Below are 19,225 nucleotides of genomic sequence, written 5' to 3' on the forward strand. Positions count from 1 at the left end.
CGTCTCCGGGGGGCTGGCAGATAACCGCCAAGGCATTTGTCGAGCTGGCTCACTCCGCACCGAACCGGAAGCGGACGCCGCCGTTGATCGTGCGCCCGTCGAGCGGCCCCCAGGCATCGACGGTCCACGCCCCGTCCGGCGCGCGCCGGGGCAGCAGCAGCGGGTCGTAGCGGGTCTGGCGGACGTCCAGCAGGTTCTCGGCGTTGAGGAACAGGCTGACCTTGCCCAGCTTCAGCTCGCCCATCACCCCCAGCTCGACATAGGGACGGCTCCGGCTGCGATAGGGGTTGTCCTCGAGGCTCTGGCGGCCAGTGTAATAAGCCTCCAGCCCGATCCGGCCGCGATCGTGCTTCTCCCACACCGCCGTCAGCCCGGCGGTATCGCGCGGGGTGAGCGGGACCAGGCGCCGGCCGATGCCGTCCGGGTTCGGTTCGCGCGCATCCGTGTGGACGTAGCTGCCTGTGAAGGTGATCGCATTGAGGCGATAGCGCAGCAGGAGTTCGGCCCCGCGCGTGCGCGTCACGCCATCGGCGTTGACCAGCTCGGCGCGGGTGGCGCTCACGTCGCGGAGCTGGACGGCATGATCGATGTTCGACCCGGACAGCGTCAGGCTCGCCTCGATGGCCCCTCGCGCATAGCCGAAGTCGATCGAGGCGGTGTCGGCCGTCTCGGCGCGCAGACCTCGCAGCGGCACGATTCGCGACAGCCCGGCCGCCTCCACCTCCTCGATGAAGGGCGTCGGCGCGTAGGATCCCCGGCCCAGCGACGCGCGCACGGTGAAGGGGCCGGGCCTGAACAGCGCCGACACGCGCGGACTGACGCGCGTGCCATACTCGCTGTGGCCGTCGATTCGCGCGCTGCCCGCCAGCGTCAGGTCCGTCGACAGCTTCTGCTCGGCCTGCACGAACAGCGCCGGCACCCGGTAGGTATAGTCGAAGGCGGGGAGAGTGCGGGAGCGATAGCTGTCCACCTGATAGGCCGCGCCGGCGAGCCAGGTCGTACCGCCGGTGCCGCCGCCCAGCGACGCCTCGGTCAGGACGGTGTCGTGGCGGTCGTTCTCGATCACGTCGCCGAAGGTGTGCCGGTGCGCCTGGGTGACGCCCGATGCGCGCAGATAGAGCGTACCAACGCCGTCGATCGGGGTCTGCGCGGTGAGGCCGGCGTCGAACCGCCGACTACGCTGATCCTGGGCGAAGGGCGAACCGTCCGGCACCATGCGGCCGGGCAGCGTGCCGCCGCGACGCTGCTCGGCGAGGGCGCCGACGGTCAGATAGGCTTTCGCGCCGCTCGCGCCCTCCCAGAACAGCCGCGGCCGGATCGTCCAGCGATCATAGCCCGCTAGGTTGGCCCAACCGTCGCCGTCTATGTCTTGCCGGCGCTGCCGGTTGAACCCGCCGGTCAGCGAGTAGGCGAGCGCATCGTTCAGCGGACCCGAGTTATAGGCGGTCACGTCCTGACCGCCGCGGCTCGTCGCGTTCAGCAAGAGCTCGCCTTGCTGCACCGGCGACGGCCGCCGCGACACGAGGTTGACGACGCCGCCCAGCGCGGACGGGCCGTAGAGCGCCGACGCCGCGCCCTTGATGATCTCGACCTGGCCCAGATCGGTCGGCGGTATCTGGAGAAGACCGATGGAAGGGGTCTGCCCGCCGTAGAGCGGCAGGCCATCGGCGAGGATTTGTGTGTAGCGCCCCTTCAGCCCCTGCACGCGGACGTTCGCCGCGCCCAGCGCCGGCGACGTGACCTGAACGCGCAGGCCCGGCGTCTCACTCACCAGCATGGCGATGTTGCCGGGCACCATCGCGATCTTCTCTTCGATCTCTCCGCGGTCCAGTGCCTCGACCCGGATCGGCTCGTCCTGCACACGGCGGCCGGTGCGGGTCGCCTGCACGACGATCTCCCCGCCCTCCTCGGCTTCCTCGACAGGTGCTTGCTGCGCTGGCGTCGCCGGTCGGTCCTGCGCTGCTGCGGCGGTCGCCGTCAGGGCCAGACTCGCGAGCCCAAGCGACGACACCTCCAAGATGTTGCGGCCCGCTCGGTAGCGCACATCACCGTCCTCAACATGCGCGGCGCGGTCGTCGCGACGCTTGCGAGGAAGGCCCATAAGGTCTGTAGCTGCTACAGGGTCAAGCGCCTCCCTTCGTTTCCGAGTGTCACATCACGGCCCAGCCGACGCCGCGTCGCGAGATCAGGAACACCGCGTCGCGCCCGTCGTGGCTAGCGTAGCGGAAAGCAGAGTGAGACAATTCCGGTGAAGGGCCCATTTGTGCGCGCGCCGGCGCACGTTTCTGGAGGAGGTCGCCTTGTCCGACGAGTGGCCCAGGATCAGCTACGCGGAGTGGCGCGACACCTGCGAAGCGCTTCACCTGTATATGCAAGTCGTCGGCAAGTACCGGCTCGCGCGGACGCCGTGGATCAACCACTCCTGGCACGCTACCTTCTACGTGACCGCCACTGGGGTCACCACGTCGCTGGTGCCCGATGGACCGGGCATCGAGGTCGCGTTCGACCTGATCGAGCATATGGTCGTTGGCACCAACGGCGAAGGGCTTTCGGCCAGCTTCGCGTTGCGGCCGATGACCGTCGCTGCATTCCACTCGTCCTTCGTCGCGATGATCGTCGAACTCGGCGGTGCCGCGCGGTTCGACCGCCGTCCCAACGAAGTGGAGTCACCCGTCCCGTTCGACGAGGACCAGAGGCAGCGGCCGTACGACGCCGACGCGGTCCGCCGATATCACCGCGCGCTGATCTCGATCGATCGGGTCTTCAAGCGGTTCCGCACGTCGTTCCTCGGCAAGTGCAGCCCCGTCCACCTCTTCTGGGGCAGTTTCGATCTCGCGGTCACGCGCTTCTCCGGCCGACGCGCGCCACAACACGGCGGCGGCATTCCCGCCCTCCCCGATCAGGTCGCCCAAGAGGCCTATGACCGCGAGGTTTCCTCGGCCGGCTTTTGGCCAGGCGGCGGTGCGGTGGAGGACGCTTCGTTCTACGCCTATGCCTATCCAGCGCCCGATGGGTTCGCCGATGCGGCCGTTGCGCCGGCGGCTGCGTCGTGGAATGCCGATCTCGCGGAGTTCATCCTGCCCTATGAGGCGGTGCGATCGGCCGGGGACAGTGACGAGGCACTGCTCGCTTTCCTTCAGAGCACCTATGTCGCGGCGGCGAGCCTCGGTGGTTGGGACCGCGACTTGCTCGAATGCGACCACGGTCATCCTGGGAAGGTACGCGAACCCGATCCGCATTCGGGATGAGGTGAGTACGGTCCTTTAAGGCAGGTTCAGATTTGCCGATCGCATCCACGTAGCAACGCGCGTGGAAGCGACGATTCATCGCGCGCGACCTTCTTCTCAACTGTGGCGTAATCGCTTGTTCTAGGACGCCCTTCCATCCGGACTGGTCGAGCTTCGTCGCGCGACTTGGGATCCCGCGTGCTCCCCGAAAGTGGAACGTTCCGGCTGTTGCGACGCGCTGTCGCAGCCCGCAGGTCTACCGGCGCAGCACACAGGACGGCACAGTCGGGCTCGTCAGCGTCACTTGACCAGCGACCCGGACAAAACCCCCTCAGCCAAGTCAAGGAAGATCATGACGCTCCGCCACGCCCCGGTAGCCGCGGCATTCTCGCGGTCTCCGCTCCGGAAGAACTCGGCGAGGCTCGTTGAATAGCATGCTGACGGCATCGCTCCTCGATCGATGCGGCAGAGCAGCGCGGCGAGCGTCGATCCATGGATGCGGTCCGCGCCCGGCTCCCCGCCCTGCGCAAGGCGCACGGCCGCATCATCCAGGTCAATCCCTGCGCGCCGGGGACCGCCAGCCTCTTCGATGGGCCGTCCAGCGCCGCCCGCGCCGCGGTCGAGGCGTTCTCGGCCGCCTACCGCGCCGAGCTGGAGCCGTTCGGCATCGAGGTGCTCATCGCCTCCGCCTGCGGTATCGAGGCGCAGGTCGGCGGAACCGCCAAGGACCTCGCGCGGATCGACGGCAGCATGACGCCGGCCGAGCGCAAACTCTACGGGCGGCTGATGCGCGTCTGCCAGGACAGGTTGGCCGCGGCGGCCGTCACGGACGGCGCGCTCCCGTCCGCGGAGCGCGTGATCGACCTCGCGACCCACGGCCTCGTGCCGAAGGCGAGTGCGTGAGCCGGAACCGGCGCAGGTCACGACGGGGTGAGCCGGTGCGGCGCCACGGCTCTCGGGTCGGTATCGGGACGAGTCCGCGACGATCGGCGGAACAGATCCATGTTGGCCTCGCCCCAGGCCGACAGTGCTCGCAGGATCGGCAGGAAGGTCCGTCCGCGATCGGAGAGGCTATACTCGACCCGGGGTGGGACCTGCGGGTACACCACCCGATCGATCAGGCCGTCCGCCTCCATCTCGCGGAGCTGGTTCGTCAGGGTCCGCTGCGTGACGCCGGGGATCAGTCGCATCAGCTCGTTGAAGCGGACCACGCCTTTCTCCTGCAGGTGCCAGAGCGCGACGCACTTCCACTTGCCGTCGATCAGGCTGATCGCCGCCTCCACGGCACAGCCGGGACTGCAGTCCAGATGGGCGTGGCGGGCCTTCACCATCGCGGTATCCCTTCGTGCACTGGGTGCAAAACTTGTGCGTATGGCTGGTGTGGCCATCGCGGCCTATCTCGCCGGCCAACACAATCGGAGACGCAGACATGAAGGCCGTCGGTTACCAACTGCCCGGATCGATCGACCGCGCGGACGCTCTGGTCGACATCGAGCTTCCCGATCCGTCGCCGACCGGACGCGATCTCCTCGTCGAGGTGCGCGCGGTCTCGGTCAATCCGGTGGACTATAAGGTGCGTCGCAGCGCTGCGCCGCCGGAGGGCGAGTGGAAGATACTGGGCTATGACGCGGCCGGCATCGTGCGCGCCGTCGGTCCGGAGGCGACGCTCTTCCAGGCCGGCGACCAGGTCTACTATGCCGGTTCGATCACGCGACCCGGTACCAATGCGGAACTGCATCTCGTCGACGAGCGGATCACCGGCAGGAAGCCCTCGTCGCTGGACTGGTCCGAGGTCGCGGCCCTGCCGCTGACCTCGCTGACCGCATGGGAGGCGCTGTTCGACCGCCTCGACGTGAACAGGCCGGTACCGGGCGCGGCCCCGGCGATCCTCATCATCGGCGGTGCCGGTGGCGTGGGTTCGGTCGCGGTGCAGATCGCCCGTCAGCGCACCGACCTGACCGTCATCGCGACGGCCTCCCGTCCCGAGACGCAGGCGTGGACCGGGGAACTCGGCGCGCATCACGTGCTCGATCATTCCAGACCGCTGGCGGCGCAGGTCGCGGCGCTCGCCATCGGTGCACCGGCCTTCGTGTTCTCGACCACGCACACGGCCGATCACGTCGCCGAGGTCGTTGAGCTGATCGCGCCTCAGGGCCGCTTCTGCCTGATCGACGATCCGGACGGCTTCGACGTCATGGCGTTCAAGCGCAAGGCGGTGTCGATCCACCACGAGCTGATGTTCACGCGCGCGATCTATGGCACGCCCGACATGGGCGAGCAGGGCCGCATCCTCGACGAGGTCGGCCACCTCGTCGACGCGGGAAAGCTGCGCACGACGGTCACCCAGCGGATCGCGTCCATCAACGCCGCGAATCTCAAGCGCGCCCATGCCATGATCGAGGGCGGCGGCACCCGCGGCAAGATCGTGCTGGAAGGCTTCTGAGGCGATGCGCGACGCTCGCCGGCAGCTGCCGCGCCGGTCACCGGCGGGCGGCCGCTCGCTCGGCCGACATTCGTCTCGAAAGGACCGACCCAGATGCCAGCCTATGCCGTGTTCCTGCGCAACGGGATCGTCGATCCCGCCGAGTTCCAGACCTATCTCGACAAGGTCGACGCCAGCTTCGAAGGTCATGACGTGACGTTCCTGGCCGACTATGGCGCGATCGAGACGCTCGAGGGGGAGGCCGTGGAGGGCGCGGTCTTCCTCCAGTTTCCCCACATGCCGCGGCGCGACGCTGGTATCGCAGCCCCGCCTATCAGACCGTCGCCCAGCATCGCTTCCGGGGCGCGCGGTACCTGGGCTTCATCGTGGCGGGGCAGTAGCGCTCCACCGGTGGCCCTGGCGTCGGCCGTGAAAGGCATCGGACAATCCTCCATCGGACACACGCTCGTGCAGGGTCGCGCTCGCGCAGGCGCGCGCCATCACGACACCGGGCGATGATCGTCGCGCTATTGACGCGAGAGCGGCGGACGGCCGCGGCGCAAGGCGCGACCGTCCACCGTCACGTCAGGCGCTCGCCGCGCCCGAGACGTCGATCACCACCTTGCCGCGGAGCCCTCGCGCCGAGCCGTTCTCCAGCAGCTCGTGCGCCTCGCCGATGCGGGCGAGCGGCAGCGTGGCGCCGACCACGGGTTTGACCAGACCGCGCTCGATCAATCGGGTGAGCGCATCGAGCTTGCCGCGGTTCTGGCGCGTGAACACGAAATGGTACGCCGCATTCTTGCCCCAGGCCTCGATCAGATTCTGCGGCTGCGCGATATCGACGAGGCTGACGACCCGACCCCCATCGGCGAGAACGAGCGGGCTGCGCGTGAGCGCGTCACCCCCGATCGTGTCGAAGACGACGTTCACGCCCTCGCCATGCGTCAGCCGGGCAACAGCGTCCACATAGTCCTCGGCGGTATAGTCGATCGTCTCGTCGGCGCCGAGCGAGCGCACGAAATCGTGGTCGCGCGCGCGCGCGGTCGTGATCACGCGCGCGCCGATCGCTTTGGCCAGTTGCACGGCGATCGTTCCGACACCGCCCGAGCCGCCGTGGATCAGGATCGTCTCGGCCGCCTGCAACTGGGCACGCTGGACGAACGCTTCCCAGACCGTACCGCCGACCAGCGTCAGGCTCGCCGCTTCCGCATGCGTGATGTTGCGCGGCTTGCGACCGACCAGTTCGACGTCGGCGACGTGCTGCTCCGCATAGGAGCCCGCGCCGCCGAAGATCTTCGGCGTGTAATAGACCTCGTCGCCGATCTGGAAGTCATGCACCTCCGAACCGACTTCCTCGATGACGCCGGAGATGTCGTGACCGATGATGGCGGGCAGCGGCACGTAGTCGACATAGTCGCCGCGGCGGATCTGATAGTCGAGCGGGTTGATCGCGGTGGCGTGGACCCGCACGCGCACCTGGCGCGCGCCGACGTCGGGCACCGGTACGTCGCGCAGTTCGAACGCGTCCGGGCCACCGAAGCGGGTGAGCACGGCGGCCTTCATGGTCTTGGTCACGGCGATACTCCTTCATGCTGGAGCATGGCTCATCGCCAGCGCCCCGTTTGCGATGCCGGCGATGTGACTTCTCGAGGCGGCCGTCGGTAGTGAGCCCGGAACGGGATCAGCTACAAAGAATTTTTGAAGATCGCCGGCTAGGAGGCCGCCGCTCGCAGGCTGGTAGGATGGGAAGCGAGCCTCGATCGCTGCCGAGAGCCGTCCGGGTGCGTTGGCGGCGCGGAAGGGAGCAGCGCCGCTGGAGCTGGCCGGTGAGACCTTCGCGCCTCATGTTCACCCGAAGATCTCTTGGACGTGCAGGAGATCGGTATATTCCCTCAGACGCGCGATCTTGCCGTCACGGAAGGTGAAGGCGAAATGGTACTCGTTCGCGTACGTTCGTCCGGTCTTCGTCCTCGCATAGGATCGTGCTTCGGCCGCGAAAGGCTTGGGCCGGTGGAATAGCCGCCAGTTCGCCACCACATCGTCGGTGGGTACGTGCACGTTACTGAACTGCGCCGTGCCGCTGAAGGTCCGACCCCGGGTTCCTGCGTCCGCAGGAGCACCCCGCTGGTTCGAACCAGGTGGATCACACGCGCGCGGTCGGTGACCTTCCCGACCTCTGCCCCTGAGAGAGGAGGCGCGCGCGTGGCCGCGTCGCGCCTCTCCCGCCTCACCGCGCCGGCGGTGCGGCGATCAGCGTCGGCGCGTCCGCGACGAAGCGGTCGAGCACGCCGTCGGCGATCTTCACCGTCCCGTCGAAGCGGGTCGCGCCCTTGATCGTCGGCACCGCCGCCGCCTCCGCCGCGAGCCGGCGCGACGCGGCGAAATAGCCGTTCGCCGCCGGATTGCCCGCTTCGGCCGCGCCCAGCCCCGCCGCGCTGAGCTGGAGCGCGCGCCCCCAGCGCGCCATCGCGTCGAGCCACGGCGCCGACTGTGCCGCGAACCCCGGGTCCACCGCGCCCGCGCGGATCACGTCGGGAGCGGCGGCGATCGCGTCCGCCTCCGCCGCCAGCGTCGCGACCGCCTCAGCGCGCGCGGTCGCGTCGCCGTCGGCGAGTGTTGCGCGCACCCCGTCCAGCACCGCCTTGAGCCGCGGCGCCTGCTCCTGCCACGGCTGGCTGCCGAAGGTGGGGGCGAGGTGCTGGGTGTCGAAGAAGGTCAGCAGCGCCGCGGTGGCGCGCGCGTCGTCGCCCGCCAGCGCGCGCGCGGCGGCGTGCCACGTCCGCTCGGCGTCATAGTCGCGGTCGTTCCACGCGAACGCCGCCACACCGGTCACCGCGACGCGGCTCGGCGCCTCCTGGTTCATCGGGTTGGACAGGATACCGCTGAGCTCGCCCGCCAGCCCCGCCTCGCGCCGCGCATAAGGGGCGAGCAGCAGCCGCCCGGTCGTCTGGGCATAATCGTTGACGGGATAATTGTCCCACAACAGCGTCTTGCGCCCGAACGCCTTGGTCGCCGCCTTGGCATCGGGGATCGAGATGGCGGGGGGCACGACGTCGGTACCGGTCCATTGCACGACGATGCGCGGATCGAGCCGCTCGCGCAGTGCGGCCTTGTAGGGGCTCTCCTTGGCGTCATAATATTCGGTAGGCACCATGATGAGCGGGCGCGCGTCGGGATCGCGCCGCACCAGCCCGGTCTGGACCGCATTCAGCAACTGCGCCTGCGCGGTGCCCGCCGCGGCCGCGCCCGCGGCGCCGAAGCGCGCCTCGTCGCCCGCGCAATTCCACTTCTTATACTCGATATCGTCGAGCGCGACGTAGAAGCGGTGGACGCCGAGCCCGCGCAGCGCGTCGAACTTGCGCTCCAGCGCGGCGAGATCGGCGGGGTCGGAGAAGCACACGCTCGGCCCCGGCGAGATGGCGTAGACGAAATCGACGTGCTGCGCGCGCGCCGCATCGACCAGCGTGCCCAGTTCGGTCAGCGTCGCGGCGGGATAGGGCTCACGCCAGCGGTCGCGCGCGAACGGATCGTCCTTGGGGCTGTAGACATAGGTGTTGGCCTTGACGCTGCCGAGGAAAGCGAGGTGGCGCAGCCGGTCCTGCGTCGTCCAGGGCGCGCCGTAGAAGCCCTCGATCGTGCCGCGGATCGGCATCGCGGGATGGTCGCGGATCACCAGCGCGGGCAGCGCGTCGCGGCGAAGCAACTGGCGGAAGGTCTGCGCGGCGTGGAACTGGCCCGCGGCGTCGCGCCCGGCGAGCACCACCAGCCCGGCGTCGCGCGCCACGGTCGCGAGCGTATAGCCCTCGGGCTGGTCGTCGAGCGTCGCGCCCGCGCGCGCGAGCGCGGCGCGGACCGGTGCGGAATCGCCGCCGCCGACGACGACGTGCGCGCGGTCGAGCGTGGCGGGCAGGCGCGCGGCGGCGCTCACCGCGATCCCGCGCTCGGCCAGCGCGCTGCGCACCAAAGCGACGGTCGCGGCATCCGCGCCCGGCGCGGCCACCAGCACCACCGCCTCACCGAGCGCGAACGACCCGTTGCCCAGCGCGATCGCCGCGGGCGCCGGGAAGATCGCGGGCAGTGTCGCGGGCGCCGGGCGGGCGGCGGCGGGCACGACGGGAAGCGCGAGCCCGACGAACAGGGCCAGGAGAGCCAGCGGGCCTCGGTGCGTCGTCATGCGTCCTCCGGTATCAGAATGGTATTATCGACGCAGGGGTAGGGCCACGTGCCCTGCCCCGCAACCCCGCGGTCGGGCGCGCGTGGCGCCGGCAATGCCCGACAGGTCCAATCGCATCATCCGGGGTGGAGCCACTTGCTCATCAGCACGCGCGGCATGTCGGCATAGCCCAGCCGCTCGTAGAAGCCGGCCACCGCCCGATTGTCCTCGCGCACCATCAGATGCACCTTGGGCACGCCGCGCGCGGCGAGCCAGCGCTCCGCCGCCGCGACCAGATCGCGCCCCAGTCCCGCGCGGCGGCGCGTGGGCGCGACCGCGAGATAATAGAGCCAGCCGCGATGGCCGTCGTGGCCGACCATCACGCTGCCCACCACCGTCGCGCCCGCCGTCGCGAGCACCACGGTCGACGAGGGGCCGGCGAGCGCGAAGGCGAAATCGGCCGCCGGATCGTTGTGCGATGCCACCAGCGCGGCGTCGTGCCACAGCGCGATCGTCGCGGCGGCATCGTCCGGCGTGGCGGGGCGGAGCTCGATCGGGCGGTCCATGCTCACTCTCTTCCTGATATGACGGCGATCCGTCGGTGATCCTGCCCGGTGGCGGGGCGAAGCGACAGGGCGCGGCCGGGTCGCTCGTTTTGCCGCTGCGGGGAATGGCGGGCGTGGCCCGGCCGCGTTGACGGCGCGGCGGCGGCGCGCCACAGCGCGGCGCATGACGCCGCGCCTGTTCAAGCCGCTCCTGTCCGGCGCCCAGCTGTCCGACCGGCTCGTCGCCTGCCTCGGCGCGGCGCTGGGGATCGCCGCGACGCTGCTCGTCGCCGCGCTGCTGCCGCTCGCGCGCGCCGATCTGCCGCTGATCGTCGCTCCCGTGGGTGCCTCCGCGGTGCTGGTCTTCTCGGTGCCGGCCAGCCCGCTGGCGCAGCCCTGGCCGGTGATCGGGGGCAATCTAGTCTCGGCGCTGGTCGGCGTGGCGGTGTACCGGCTCGTTCCCGGCGCGGCGGCGGCGGCGGGGATCGCGGTGGGGCTCGCCATCCTCGTCATGTCGCTGCTGCGCTGCCTCCACCCGCCGGGCGGCGCCGCCGCGCTGACCGCGGTGATCGGCGGACCCGCGGTCCATGCCGCTGGCTTCGGCTTCGCGCTGGTGCCCGTCGCGCTCAACTCGATCGCGCTGGTGGCGCTGGGGCTGCTGATCCATCGGCTCACCGGTCGCTCCTATCCGCACCGCCCCGCCGCACCGGTGGAGGCGGGGCTCCACGCCGCCGACATCGACGCGGCGCTGGCCGAGCTGCACGAGACCTTCGATATCGCGCCCGAGGATCTGGACGCGCTGCTGACCCGCGCCGAGTGGCATGCGCGGCAGCGTCGCGCCGCGCCCCCCTCGACAGCGCGCGCGCGGCGCGGCACCCCGGGGGCATGACGGACGAGGCAGCGATTCGGGTCGGCATCGGCGGCTGGACCTATGAGCCATGGCGCGGCACCTTCTATCCGGAGCGATGGCCCGCCAAGCGCGAGCTGGAATATGCCAGCCGTCGCGTCACCGCGATCGAGGTCAACGGCACCTTCTATTCCTCGTTCAAGCCCGCCACCTTCGCGGGCTGGCGCGCCACCGCGCCGGCGGGCTTCGTCTTCGCGCTCAAGGCGTCGCGTTATTGCGTCACGCGCAAGGTGCTGGCGGAGGCGGGCGAGTCGGTGGCGCGCTTCGTCGGCCAGGGGATCACCGAACTGGGCGACGCGCTCGGCCCGATCCTGTGGCAGATGCCCGCGACGCGCCGCTACGATCCCGACGACATGGCCGCCTTTCTCGCGCTGCTGCCCGCGCGCCACGACGGCGTCGCGCTGCGCCACGCGATCCAGGTGCGCCACGAGAGCTTCGCCGACGCCGGCTTCGTCGCGCTGTGCCGCGGCGCGGGCGTCGCCATCGTCCACGGCGATTCGGCGGATTATCCCGCGCTGGCCGATATTTCCGGCGACTTCGTCTACGCGCGGCTCGAGGACGCGCGCGAGGACGAGCCCGCCGGCTATCCCGCCGCGGCACTCGACCGCTGGGCGGCGGTGGCGCGCGACTGGGCGGCGGGGCGCTCACCCGAGGGACTGCCCTATGTCGCCGCGCCCGCACCGGTCCGCCCGCGCGACACGTTCGTGTTCATGATCAACGGCGCCAAGGTGCGCGCGCCGCACGCCGCGATGGCGCTGCTCGATCGGCTGGGGCTCATCCCCGGCTGAGCGCGCGACTGTTGGCGCGCGGATCACCTCTAGCCTGGCCGGCCCCGCGGTCGCCGGGTCGACGGCGCCGTCCGAGCGTCGCGCGGCGGACGCGGAAGGCCAGGATCACAGAAGCGACCGCCTGCCGCTCTGGTCCGCCGCGTGCGCGGGAGCGGGGTCGGCTCGGACGAATCAGCCTCCAGCGCGGCGGGCTAAGCGCAGGACAGCGTCGTGCTCACTCCACCGCGCCGAGCGAGCGGCGCACCCCCGCGCGGTTGCGACGCTTGAGCTCGGCCTTGAGCGCCTCGGGCCGGGGCGCGACGAGGAAGCCGAAGCTCACCGTCCCATGCTTGGTCTCGACCACGTGGTGGAGCCGGTGCGCCTGGATGATCCGCTTCATATAGGCCGATTTGGGCAGGTAGCGCGTCGGCAGCCGCTTGTGCACGATCACGTCGTGGAAGCCGAAATAGATCGCGCCATAGGCCGCGATCCCCGCGCCGATCCAGGTGAAGCCCGGCCACCAGCCGAGCTGCACCCCGCCGAGGATCATCACGAACGACGGCACCGCGAAGATCACCGCGTAGAGATCGTTGAGCTCCCAATTGCCGGCGCGCGCGCGATGGTGGCTGGCGTGGAGGAACCAGCCCGGCCCGTGCATCACCCAGCGGTGCATGACATAGGCGAAGCCCTCCATCAGCGCGACGGTGACGAGGAACAGGAGAAGGGCGGCCCACCAGGACATAAGCGACGATATAGCCATGGCGCGCGCGTCTCGCTACGTCGCAGCGCACCATGACCGACGATCTTCGCCCCGACGCGCTCGCGTCCGCCGCCCTCGAATCCAAGGCCTGGCCGTATGAGGAGGCGCGCAAGCTGCTCAAGCGCTGGCCCGACGGCAAGCCCGGCGGCGACGCGATCCTGTTCGAGACCGGCTACGGCCCCTCCGGGCTGCCGCATATCGGCACGTTCAACGAGGTGCTGCGCACGACCATGGTGCGCAACGCCTTCCACGCTTTGTCCGACCAGAAGACGCGGCTGATCGCGTTCAGCGACGACATGGACGGGCTGCGCAAGGTGCCCGACAACGTGCCCAATAGCGCGATGCTGGCCGAGCATCTCGGCAAGCCGCTGACGCGCATCCCCGACCCGTTCGGCAAGTTCGACAGCTTCGCCGCGCACAACAACGCCATGCTGCGGCAGTTCCTCGACCGGTTCGGGTTCGAGTACGAGTTCGTCTCCTCGACCGACTATTACACCGGCGGGCGCTTCGACGCGGCGCTCAAGGGCGTGCTGCGCCACTATCAGGGCATCATGGACGTGATGCTGCCGACGCTCCGCGCCGAGCGCCGCGCCACCTACTCGCCGGTGCTGCCGGTCAGCCCGACCACCGGCGTGGTGCTGCAGGTGCCGGTCGAGGTGGTCGACGCCGCGGCGGGGACGATCGCCTTCACCGACGCGAGCGGCGAGCGGATCGTCCAGTCGGTGCTGGGCGGGAAGGCCAAGCTGCAGTGGAAGGTCGACTGGGCGATGCGCTGGGTCGCGCTGGGCGTCGACTACGAGATGGCGGGCAAGGACCTGATCGACTCGGTGGTGCAATCGTCCAAGATCGCGCGCGTGCTCGGCGGCCGCCCGCCCGAGGGCTTCAACTACGAGATGTTCCTCGACGAGAAGGGCGAGAAGATCTCCAAGTCGAAGGGCAACGGGCTCAGCCTCGACCAGTGGCTCACCTACGGGCCGGAGGAGAGCCTCGCCTTCTTCGCCTATCGCGAGCCCAAGAAGGCCAAGGCGCTGCACTTCGGCGTGATCCCGCGCGCGGTCGACGATTACTGGCAGTTCCGCGGCAATTACCCGACGCAGCCGATCGCGCAGCGGCTCGGCAATCCGGTCCACCATATCCACGACGGCAAGGTGCCGGAGGAGACGCTGCCGATCACCTTCGGGCTGCTGCTCAACCTCGTCGGCGTGATGGGGGGCGACGCCACGCGCGAGCAGGTGTGGGGCTATCTCGCCAATTACGTGCCCGACGCCTCGCCCGCGACCTATCCCGCGCTCGACCGGCTGATCGGCCATGCTTTGGCCTATGCGCGCGACTTCGTGGCCCCGACGCTCCACCGCCGCGCGCCGGTCGGGGTCGAGGTGCCCGCGCTCCAGCGGCTCGACGCCGAGCTCGCCGCGCTGCCCGAAGGGGCGAGCGCCGAGGACATTCAGAACATCGTCTACGAGATCGGCAAGGCCTCGTTCGGTGAGGCGGGCGGCTTCGCCGAGCTGCGCGACTGGTTCAAGGCGCTGTACGAGACGCTGCTCGGCACCAGCCAGGGGCCGCGCATGGGCAGCTTCATCGCGCTGTACGGCGTGGAGAACAGCCGCCGCCTGATCGCCGAGGCACTGGCGCAGGCCTAGGCGCCAGCGCCCCCGCCCCGCTATCGCGCGCGGCGGAGGACCCAGGCGATCGTCGCGCCGCCGGCGGGGGCGAGCGAGTCGATCACGATCTGCTTGGTCGGCACGAGCCGGCCGCTCGGATCGGTCCACACGCTGTCCTCCACGGTCAGCCGGTCGGCGCGCGCGCGCAGCTGCCAGAAGACGCCGCGCGGGGTGCGCAGCATCGCCGCCTGCGCGTCCGCGGTGGCGACCGCGTCGACCCCCGGCCCGAGATGGAAGCGCAGCGCCAGCGGTGTCATCGCCCCCTCCACGCGGCGCCCCCAGCGCGGCGGCTGCGGCGCGGGCAGCACCGCATCCTCGCCGCGCAGCTCGCGCCCGTCGCTGGTGAGCAGCAAGGTGCGCTGGTGGACGAAGCCGAAACGGCGCGCATAGCCGTCGTGACGCGCCTCGATCCGGCTGCCCGCCTCCGATTCCTGTCGCGCCAGCTCCACCGCGGTGACGCCGCGCCCGAGCGTGCCATCGGGGTTGAGCGCGGTGGAGTTGGTGTCCGCCATCACCAGCGTCGAATGCGCCGCGGTGGTGCGGAGCGCCTGCGCCATCGCGTCGTTGCCGCGCGCGCGCGCCTGGCCCGCGCCGCCGCAGCCGACCAGCAGCCGCTCGTCCCCGTCCGACAGCTCGATCGCGAGCGTCGAGGCGCAACCGCCGTCCGCCACCGTCGCCGCGGGGGGCGGCGCGGCATCGACCAGCAGCACGGTCGCGCCAGCGCACAGCCGCTGATAGCCCCAGTTGCGCGACTGGCGCAGCGGGCGACCGAAGGCGCCGCTCGCCTGCAACGCGTCGTTGACGCGCGTCGCGTCGAGCGGCAGCCCGCCCTGCCAGCTCGCCAGCCCGCCGTCGCCCAGCGCGCAGCCGAGCAGCGCGGGGGTCATCTGCGCCAGCGCCCCGGATGCGAAGGCGGGGAGCGGCTCGCGCCGCGCGTCATAGGCCGCGCGGACGAGCCCGATCGCCTCCATCACCGCGAGCAGTTGCGCGGGCGAGCGGCTGACCACCCCGCCATCGTCGAACAGCGCGGTACCGAGCGCGCGCGCCAGCCCCTCCTCCGCCACCGCGCGGCGCGTCTCGCCGCCGGGCAGCAGCAGCCCCGCCGCCGTCACCGCGCCCCAGGCGAGCACGCGCGGCGCGCCCGCGGGCGCCTTGTCCGCGGCGCGATCGAGGTAGCGCGCGCCGCGCGCCACCGCGGTGAGCACGCGCGAGCGCGCCACCATGTTGCTCGACGACAGCAGCAGCGGCGCGTGGAACAGCAGCATCAGCAGCCGCCGCGCCGCCAGTTCGGGGCGCCACGCCGGCTCGGTCGGGCGGTCGCCGTGCGCCATCAGCCAGCGCTGTGCCAGCGTCTCCGCCGCCGCCGCGGCGCGCTCGCGCTCGCCCGTCGCGGCGAGGTCGCGCAGCCAGGCGAAACCGTGGAGATAGTCGAGGAAGCCCGCGCGCGCCGGGGCGAGCGGATCGAGCTCGGCGATCGCGCGCTGCTCCCCCGCCGCGAACAGCCAGCCCTCGAGCAGCGCCTCGCCCGCCAGCTCGTCGCCCGGGAAGGGATCGGCGGGCACCGCGAGCAATTTGGGCGGGTGCTGCCCGTCGAGCCGGCGGTCGTGGAGCGGGGTGCGCCACGTCAGCCGCTCGAACCAGCGCGCCACCTGATGCGCCAGCGGCGCGCCGGCACCCGGGGCAGCGCGGACCAGCCGCTTGCCCGGATCGATCTCGTCCTGCGCCTCGTGACCGTTGGTCGCCGGCCCGCGTCCGTCACCGCTCATCCGCTCAGTCGCCCCGCAGCGCGCGGATGTTGTCGGCGTAGCAGGTCGGCCCGCCGCGGAAGGTGGCGGTGCCCGCGACCAGCGCGTCCGCGCCCGCCTCGACCGCACGCCGCGCGGTGTCGCGGTCGATCCCGCCGTCCACCTCCAGGTCGATCGCGCGCCCGGTGGCGTCGATCATCTTGCGGATCGCGGTGATCTTGCGCAGCTGGCTGTCGATGAAATGCTGCCCGCCGAATCCGGGATTGACGCTCATCACCAGCACCAGATCGACCGTGTCGATCAGATAATCGAGCATCTTGGCCGGCGTCCCGGGGTTGAGCACGACGCCGGCGCGCTTGCCCAGCGACTTGACGTGCTGGATCGTGCGATGGACGTGCGGCCCCGCCTCGGGATGGACCGTGATCGTGTCCGCGCCCGCCTCGGCGAAGGCGTCGAGATAGGCGTCGACCGGCGAGATCATCAGATGGACGTCGAACGGCTTGGCGGTGTGCGGGCGCAGCGCCTTCACCACCGCCGGCCCCATCGAGATGTTGGGGACGAAATGGCCGTCCATCACGTCGATGTGGATCCAGTCGGCGCCCGCCGCGTCGATCGCGCGCACCTCCTCGCCCAGCCGCGCGAAGTCGGCGGAGAGGATCGAGGGGGCGATGCGCACGGGTCTGGTCATGCGCGCGGGGTTAGCGCGATGCGGCCTCAGGTTAAAGCACGCGAGACGCGCGCGACGAAGAAGCCGTCGCACCCGCCCACCGCCTCGACCGTTCCGGGCAGGGTGCGCACCCAGCCCTCGGGCGCGGCGGCGATGCCGTCGGGCAATTCCCCGTCCCGCGGCGGGACGAGGGCGAAATCGCCGCGCGCGGCGAGGAAGCGCGCGAGCTGCGCCTCGCCTTCCTCGGGCTCGAGCGAGCAGGTGGCATAGACCAGGGTCCCCCCCGGCGCGACCCAGTCGGCGGCGCGGTCGAGGATGCGCGCCTGCAGCGCCGCCATCTCGGCGACGGTCGCCGCGCCCGCGCGATACAGCACGTCGGGATGGCGACGGTAGATGCCGGTGGCGCTGCACGGCGCGTCGACCAGCACCGCGTCCGCAGGACGCGCGGGCGCCCAGTCGAGCACGTCCGCGATCGCGGTGTCGAACGCCAGCCCGGTGCGCGCGCCATTCTCGCGAAGTCGCGCGGCGCGACTTTCGGACAATTCCACCGCGGTGACGGCATAGCCCTGCGCGGCGAGCTGGAGCGTCTTGCCCCCCGGCGCGGCGCACAGGTCGAGCGCCGGCGCGCCCGGCGTCGCGGCGGCGGCGAGCAGCCGCGCGGGGATCGAGGCGGCGAGGTCCTGCACCCACCATTGCCCCTCGGCATAGCCGGGCAGATCGGCCACCGCGCCCGCGCCCGCGGGCAGGCGGACGTGCCCCGGCGCGAGGCTGGTGCCGCCGAGCCGCGTGATCCATTCGGCGGTGGCGGCGGGGTCGCGCAGGCTGAGGTCGAGCGGGGGCGGCGCGGCGATCGCGCGGGCCGCGGCCGCGGCGGCGTCCGCTCCCCAATGCTCGTCCCAGCGCGTCGCCACCGCGGCGGGCAGGGTCGGCACCTCGGGCAGCGTCGCGCCGCCGCGCATCAGCGTGCCGAAGACGCCATGGACCAGCCGTTTCGGCCCGCCGTCGACCAGCGGCAGCACGGTCGCGATCGCGGCATGCGGCGGCGTGCCGAGCGCGAGCGCCTGGACCAGCGCGACGCGCAGCACGAAGCGCGCCTTGGCATCGTCGGGCAGGCGCTGGCGCGTCGCCGAGTCGATCAGCGCGTCGAGATCGGGCAGGCGGCGCAGCGTCTCGGCCGCGATGGCGTGCGCGAGCCCGCGGTCGGGGCCGCCGGGCAGCGCGCGCGTCGCGAGCGCGAGCGCGGACTCGAGCGGTTCGCCGCGACGGAGTACCGCGTCGAGCAGGCGCAGCGCGGCGCGGCGGGCGGCGGTGCCGAGCGGGTCGGGGCCGCGCGAAGGCGCGCGCGCGCCGGTGCGGGAAACGGGTCGCGCCATGTCAGCCGGGCGCGCGCGGGTTGAAGGGGGTCATGCGCGCGCATATGTGCCTGTCGACGCGAGCGATCAATCGGAAGGACGTCGCATGGGCCAGCGCCCCGACCACGTGAAGCCGCCGGCGCATCTCAGCCCCAACCCGCCGGTACCCACGCCCGAGCCGCTCCATCGCCCCGAGCACGACCCGCTCGGTCGCGACCCGGTGCGCTACGGCGACTGGGAGCGCGACGGGATCGCGATCGACTTCTAGCGACGCCCGATCGCAACGGCGTGACAGGAGCTTCCTCCCCTCCCCTACGAAGCATCGTCGCGTCGCTCCCGTTATCCTGGGCTCGACCCGGTATCCATGGTGCCGCGAGCGTCGCCGGCGTTGCTCCCGCGGAAGGATGGATCCCGGCGCGCGGCCGGGATGGCGGTCGGACGTAGGCAGGGGCTTTGCCCGGCCGAGCGCGCTCGGCCTCCGCACGCGGCGGAAGCGCCCGCGCCGCCCCCGGCGCTCATCGCTTCGGTGTCGCGCCTTTCGCCACGCCGTTCGCGGCGGCGCGGGCGCGCGCGGCCTCGGCAGCGTCGACCTTGCCGTCGTGATTGAGGTCATAGGCCGAGAAGACCGCGCCCATCAGCTGGTCCGATTCGGCGCGGCTCAGCTTGCCGTCCTTGTCGAGATCGCCGCGCGCCATCACCAGCGCGGCGACGCGCTTGGCATGGACCGGGTCGAGCGCCTTGCCGCGCACCTTCATCTTGGCCATCCGCGCCTCCAGTTCCGGGAGCGAGAGATATCCGTCCTTGTTCGCGTCCGAGGCGGCGAACTCGGTATCGAGCTTCGCCGTGGCGCTGGCGCGCGTCTCCTGCCCCAGCGCGGCGACGGTCAGCGCCGGCGTGGCGAGCAGCGCGACGAGCGCGGCGGCGAGCGTGGTAGGCGTCCTGAACATGGTGGGGGCTTGGCCGCGGGCGCTTGTACGCGCGGTGAACGGTCGCGCGCGGCGCCGACACGGTTGCCTCGC

At 71.4% G+C, this 19,225-nt stretch carries 17 protein-coding genes and 1 pseudogene; 8 read left to right on the forward strand and 10 right to left on the reverse strand.

Annotation, left to right across the window (positions count from 1 at the left end):
* Positions 1–49 precede the first annotated feature (49 nt).
* Complete coding sequence (locus EV292_RS05960) at positions 50–2,101, reverse strand: TonB-dependent receptor (protein ID WP_132908301.1); 2,052 nt, start codon at positions 2,099–2,101, stop codon at positions 50–52.
* Positions 2,102–2,300: 199 nt separating this feature from the next.
* Here EV292_RS05960 and EV292_RS05965 point away from each other — a divergent pair, with 199 nt between their 5' ends.
* Both EV292_RS05965 and EV292_RS05970 read left to right on the forward strand, forming a co-directional pair.
* Positions 2,301–3,248 (forward strand): DUF5996 family protein, encoded by a 948-nt coding sequence (locus EV292_RS05965; protein ID WP_132908302.1) that lies wholly within the window; start codon positions 2,301–2,303, stop codon positions 3,246–3,248.
* Positions 3,249–3,719: 471 nt separating this feature from the next.
* The gene (locus EV292_RS05970) at positions 3,720–4,130 is read left to right on the forward strand and encodes a hypothetical protein (RefSeq protein ID WP_132908303.1); all 411 of its coding nucleotides are present in this window, start codon (positions 3,720–3,722) and stop codon (positions 4,128–4,130) included.
* 17 nt (positions 4,131–4,147) lie between these two features.
* Here the strand turns inward: EV292_RS05970 and EV292_RS05975 are convergent, their stop codons facing one another.
* The gene (locus EV292_RS05975) at positions 4,148–4,558 is read right to left on the reverse strand and encodes a helix-turn-helix domain-containing protein (protein WP_132908304.1); all 411 of its coding nucleotides are present in this window, start codon (positions 4,556–4,558) and stop codon (positions 4,148–4,150) included.
* Positions 4,559–4,656: 98 nt separating this feature from the next.
* On the opposite strand from EV292_RS05975, the gene EV292_RS05980 reads away from it, so the two are divergent.
* Together EV292_RS05980 and EV292_RS05985 are read left to right on the forward strand one after the other, a co-directional pair.
* Complete coding sequence (locus tag EV292_RS05980) at positions 4,657–5,670, forward strand: zinc-binding alcohol dehydrogenase family protein (protein ID WP_132908838.1); 1,014 nt, start codon at positions 4,657–4,659, stop codon at positions 5,668–5,670.
* 93 nt (positions 5,671–5,763) lie between these two features.
* A pseudogene (locus EV292_RS05985) lies at positions 5,764–6,050 on the forward strand (DUF1330 domain-containing protein).
* 184 nt (positions 6,051–6,234) lie between these two features.
* Here EV292_RS05985 and EV292_RS05990 read toward each other — a convergent pair.
* The 3 genes from EV292_RS05990 to EV292_RS06005 form a co-directional block, all read right to left on the reverse strand.
* The gene (locus EV292_RS05990; protein WP_132908305.1) at positions 6,235–7,224 is read right to left on the reverse strand and encodes a zinc-dependent alcohol dehydrogenase family protein; all 990 of its coding nucleotides are present in this window, start codon (positions 7,222–7,224) and stop codon (positions 6,235–6,237) included.
* A gap of 652 nt (positions 7,225–7,876) precedes the next feature.
* Entirely contained in the window at positions 7,877–9,823 is a 1,947-nt protein-coding gene (locus EV292_RS06000) for a beta-N-acetylglucosaminidase domain-containing protein (protein ID WP_132908306.1), read from the reverse strand.
* Positions 9,824–9,939: 116 nt separating this feature from the next.
* Positions 9,940–10,368 (reverse strand): GNAT family acetyltransferase, encoded by a 429-nt coding sequence (locus tag EV292_RS06005; protein ID WP_132908307.1) that lies wholly within the window; start codon positions 10,366–10,368, stop codon positions 9,940–9,942.
* 163 nt (positions 10,369–10,531) lie between these two features.
* Here EV292_RS06005 and EV292_RS06010 point away from each other — a divergent pair, with 163 nt between their 5' ends.
* Positions 10,532–11,236 (forward strand): HPP family protein, encoded by a 705-nt coding sequence (locus tag EV292_RS06010; RefSeq protein ID WP_132908308.1) that lies wholly within the window; start codon positions 10,532–10,534, stop codon positions 11,234–11,236.
* Positions 11,233–12,042, forward strand: coding sequence for a DUF72 domain-containing protein (locus tag EV292_RS06015; RefSeq protein WP_132908309.1), 810 nt, complete (start codon positions 11,233–11,235; stop codon positions 12,040–12,042). Before EV292_RS06010 ends, EV292_RS06015 begins: the two co-directional genes overlap by 4 nt.
* A gap of 214 nt (positions 12,043–12,256) precedes the next feature.
* Here EV292_RS06015 and EV292_RS06020 read toward each other — a convergent pair whose 3' ends face one another.
* Positions 12,257–12,763 carry a sterol desaturase family protein gene (locus EV292_RS06020; RefSeq protein ID WP_132908310.1) on the reverse strand — a complete coding sequence of 169 codons (507 nt, stop codon included), beginning with the start codon at positions 12,761–12,763 and terminating at the stop codon, positions 12,257–12,259.
* A gap of 50 nt (positions 12,764–12,813) precedes the next feature.
* Between EV292_RS06020 and EV292_RS06025 the strand changes: the two genes are divergently transcribed.
* Entirely contained in the window at positions 12,814–14,421 is a 1,608-nt protein-coding gene (locus EV292_RS06025; RefSeq protein ID WP_132908311.1) for a lysine--tRNA ligase, read from the forward strand.
* Between the two features lie 20 nt (positions 14,422–14,441).
* On the opposite strand, the gene EV292_RS06030 is transcribed toward EV292_RS06025, so the two are convergent.
* From EV292_RS06030 to EV292_RS06040, 3 genes are read right to left on the reverse strand one after another with little or no spacing between them, the layout of a single operon-like run.
* Positions 14,442–16,208, reverse strand: coding sequence for a heparinase II/III family protein (locus EV292_RS06030; RefSeq protein ID WP_132908312.1), 1,767 nt, complete (start codon positions 16,206–16,208; stop codon positions 14,442–14,444).
* 4 nt (positions 16,209–16,212) lie between these two features.
* A complete protein-coding gene (gene rpe, locus EV292_RS06035) occupies positions 16,213–16,875 on the reverse strand; it encodes a ribulose-phosphate 3-epimerase (RefSeq protein ID WP_132908313.1) in 663 nt (220 codons plus the stop codon).
* Positions 16,876–16,901: 26 nt separating this feature from the next.
* Positions 16,902–18,227: an RsmB/NOP family class I SAM-dependent RNA methyltransferase gene (locus tag EV292_RS06040; RefSeq protein ID WP_132908314.1), complete on the reverse strand. Its 1,326-nt coding sequence runs from the start codon at positions 18,225–18,227 to the stop codon at positions 16,902–16,904.
* A gap of 85 nt (positions 18,228–18,312) precedes the next feature.
* On the opposite strand from EV292_RS06040, the gene EV292_RS06045 reads away from it, so the two are divergent.
* On the forward strand, positions 18,313–18,474 hold the full coding sequence (locus EV292_RS06045; RefSeq protein WP_132908315.1) for a DUF1674 domain-containing protein: 162 nt from the start codon (positions 18,313–18,315) through the stop codon (positions 18,472–18,474).
* Positions 18,475–18,721: 247 nt separating this feature from the next.
* Here the strand turns inward: EV292_RS06045 and EV292_RS06050 are convergent, their stop codons facing one another.
* Positions 18,722–19,153 carry a hypothetical protein gene (locus EV292_RS06050; protein WP_132908316.1) on the reverse strand — a complete coding sequence of 144 codons (432 nt, stop codon included), beginning with the start codon at positions 19,151–19,153 and terminating at the stop codon, positions 18,722–18,724.
* Between the last annotated feature and the right edge of the window lie 72 nt (positions 19,154–19,225).

The sequence above is a fragment of the Sphingomonas sp. BK235 genome, from assembly GCF_004345855.1.
GTDB lineage: Bacteria > Pseudomonadota > Alphaproteobacteria > Sphingomonadales > Sphingomonadaceae > Sphingomonas.

What these genes read in the sequence shown, in the direction of transcription:
- EV292_RS05960 (WP_132908301.1), bottom strand. Translation starts at nt 2,101, where the DNA reads ATGGGCCTTCCTCGCAAGCGTCGCGACGACCGCGCCGCGCATGTTGAG.
- EV292_RS06005 (WP_132908307.1), bottom strand. Translation starts at nt 10,368, where the DNA reads ATGGACCGCCCGATCGAGCTCCGCCCCGCCACGCCGGACGATGCCGCC.
- EV292_RS06030 (WP_132908312.1), bottom strand. Translation starts at nt 16,208, where the DNA reads ATGAGCGGTGACGGACGCGGGCCGGCGACCAACGGTCACGAGGCGCAG.
- EV292_RS06040 (WP_132908314.1), bottom strand. Translation starts at nt 18,227, where the DNA reads ATGGCGCGACCCGTTTCCCGCACCGGCGCGCGCGCGCCTTCGCGCGGC.
- EV292_RS06045 (WP_132908315.1), top strand. Translation starts at nt 18,313, where the DNA reads ATGGGCCAGCGCCCCGACCACGTGAAGCCGCCGGCGCATCTCAGCCCC.
- EV292_RS05980 (WP_132908838.1), top strand. Translation starts at nt 4,657, where the DNA reads ATGAAGGCCGTCGGTTACCAACTGCCCGGATCGATCGACCGCGCGGAC.
- EV292_RS05970 (WP_132908303.1), top strand. Translation starts at nt 3,720, where the DNA reads ATGGATGCGGTCCGCGCCCGGCTCCCCGCCCTGCGCAAGGCGCACGGC.
- EV292_RS06025 (WP_132908311.1), top strand. Translation starts at nt 12,814, where the DNA reads ATGACCGACGATCTTCGCCCCGACGCGCTCGCGTCCGCCGCCCTCGAA.
- EV292_RS06020 (WP_132908310.1), bottom strand. Translation starts at nt 12,763, where the DNA reads ATGTCCTGGTGGGCCGCCCTTCTCCTGTTCCTCGTCACCGTCGCGCTG.
- EV292_RS06015 (WP_132908309.1), top strand. Translation starts at nt 11,233, where the DNA reads ATGACGGACGAGGCAGCGATTCGGGTCGGCATCGGCGGCTGGACCTAT.
- EV292_RS06010 (WP_132908308.1), top strand. Translation starts at nt 10,532, where the DNA reads ATGACGCCGCGCCTGTTCAAGCCGCTCCTGTCCGGCGCCCAGCTGTCC.
- EV292_RS05975 (WP_132908304.1), bottom strand. Translation starts at nt 4,558, where the DNA reads ATGGTGAAGGCCCGCCACGCCCATCTGGACTGCAGTCCCGGCTGTGCC.
- rpe (WP_132908313.1), bottom strand. Translation starts at nt 16,875, where the DNA reads ATGACCAGACCCGTGCGCATCGCCCCCTCGATCCTCTCCGCCGACTTC.
- EV292_RS06000 (WP_132908306.1), bottom strand. Translation starts at nt 9,823, where the DNA reads ATGACGACGCACCGAGGCCCGCTGGCTCTCCTGGCCCTGTTCGTCGGG.
- EV292_RS06050 (WP_132908316.1), bottom strand. Translation starts at nt 19,153, where the DNA reads ATGTTCAGGACGCCTACCACGCTCGCCGCCGCGCTCGTCGCGCTGCTC.